2 protein-coding genes and 1 pseudogene are annotated in these 1,902 nt (G+C 34.5%); all 3 read left to right on the top strand.

Annotated features, from left to right (window positions below):
• Window positions 1-234 (top strand): annotated as a pseudogene (locus AC1DG9_RS26485) (hypothetical protein); the annotation flags it as partial.
• Complete coding sequence (locus AC1DG9_RS26490) at window positions 231-1,142, top strand: glycosyltransferase family 2 protein (protein ID WP_172663209.1); 912 nt, start codon at window positions 231-233, stop codon at window positions 1,140-1,142. The pseudogene AC1DG9_RS26485 and the gene AC1DG9_RS26490, both read left to right, overlap by 4 nt.
• Window positions 1,143-1,147: 5 nt before the next feature.
• Window positions 1,148-1,902 (top strand): glycosyltransferase family 2 protein (locus tag AC1DG9_RS26495; RefSeq protein ID WP_477635624.1); only part of this gene is annotated, 755 nt, incomplete at its 3' end.

A 1,902-nucleotide genomic window follows, 5' to 3' on the forward strand; every position in this document is an offset into this window, starting at 1 on the left:
GATCCAGTAGTTGATATTTACCAGAATGGGCAAAAAAGAATGTATGTTTTGGTTGTTCCTGATGAAATAGATAGAAAGGAGAAATATTTGTTAGATTTAAATCGGGCAAAAAAAGCTTTAATACATCAGTTGAATCCTGGTTCTGATAAGATGATAACCAAGGAGGTAGCGACTAAAAATGGGCTGTTGGAAGTGGAAGTAACAGAGACCCCAATTTTTATAGAGGCAAAATGAGTCGAATTACCATAATTACTGTAAATTTTAATCAAATTAGGGTAACTGAGGATTTTTTAAGATCTGTGTTGCTCAATGCCCCGAACGAAGACATTGAGCTTATATTGGTTGATAATGGGAGTAGTAATGACAATGAAGCTTATTTTAAAAACATATATCCTGACGTAGTATATATAAGGTCGGATAAAAACCTGGGATTTGCCGGTGGCAACAATTTAGGAATACGAGCTGCTAAAGGCGAGTATATTTTACTGCTAAATAATGATACGGAAATAACTGAAAATATGATTCCGGTTCTTTTAAATGAAATGGAGCTGCGTCCGGATATTGGGTTGATTTCGCCATTAATCTTGTATTATGAGGACCCGAAAATTATTCAATACGCGGGTTTTACGGAAATGAATTATTTAACAGGCAGAAACAGGGGGATAGGGAATAAGGAGGTTGATTGCGGGCAATACAATTTGGATAGCAGAGAAACCGGTTATTGCCATGGGGCAGCAATGATGTGCAGGAAAAAGGATCTTGAGCTTGCAGGTTTAATGTCTGAAGATTTTTTTCTTTACTATGAAGAACTAGATTGGTGTGATAAGTTTAAGAAAATAGGTAAAAAAATATGGTTCACCGGCAAATCGACAATTTACCATAAGGAATCGATGAGTGTAGGTAAGGAAAGTAAAATTAAGACATACTTTATGACTAGAAATAGGATGCTATATATTAGAAGAAATACATCTTTATTAAATACAATTATCTTTAGCATCTATTACATTTGTTTTGCATGTCCAAAGCAGATTATATCTTATATCTTCAAAAAAAGATTGAATCTAGTTAAGTGGGTTTTTAAGGGTGTGTTTTGGAATCTTACGAATTCAAAAAGCAGTAGTAAATTAGGATTTAAAATTTAAGGGAAATGATAATAGCTTTTTGGGTTTCTCTTTTTATTATTCTTTACACCTTTATTGGGTATGGGTTTGTTTTATTTTTACTTATAAAAATAAAGAGACTATTCTATACCCCAGCTTCATTTGATGCTAATCTGGAGTTTCCCAGCGTAACCATACTTGTAGCTGCTTATAACGAAGAAGATATTGTTGATGCTAAAGTGGAAAATACTTTAAGATTGGATTACCCACAGGAAAAAAAGCAGATTATTTTTGTAACCGATGGCTCCACGGATAGTACTACGGAAAAACTTAACAGATTTAATGATGTATTGGTATTACATGAAGATTCGAGAGCGGGAAAGATGGCTGCTATTAAAAGAGCAATGCCATTTGTTGAGGGCGAAATATTGATTTTTACGGATGCAAATACATTTCTAAATGATGAAGCGATTAAGGAATTGGTTAAGCATTATAGGAATCATAAAGTTGGTGCAGTAGCAGGAGAAAAACGAATTTTTGTGGATCAGACTGCTGATGCAAGCTCTGCGGGTGAAGGCTTTTATTGGAAGTATGAATCGTTGTTGAAAAAATGGGATTATGAATTGTATTCAAATGTAGGAGCTGCAGGAGAATTATTCAGCATAAGAACCAGGCTTTACGAAAATGTTGAATCAGATACTATCATTGACGACCATATGATTGCAATGAGGATAGCTGAAAAAAGGTATATCATAGCCTATGAGCCAAAAGCTTATGCTATGGAAACGGCCTCTGCTAATAC

It is taken from the genome of Pedobacter sp. 05L430, from assembly GCF_056397585.1.

Bases quoted from the DNA above. Each gene is read 5' to 3' on its own strand.
- AC1DG9_RS26490 (WP_172663209.1), top strand. From the start codon at position 231: ATGAGTCGAATTACCATAATTACTGTAAATTTTAATCAAATTAGGGTA.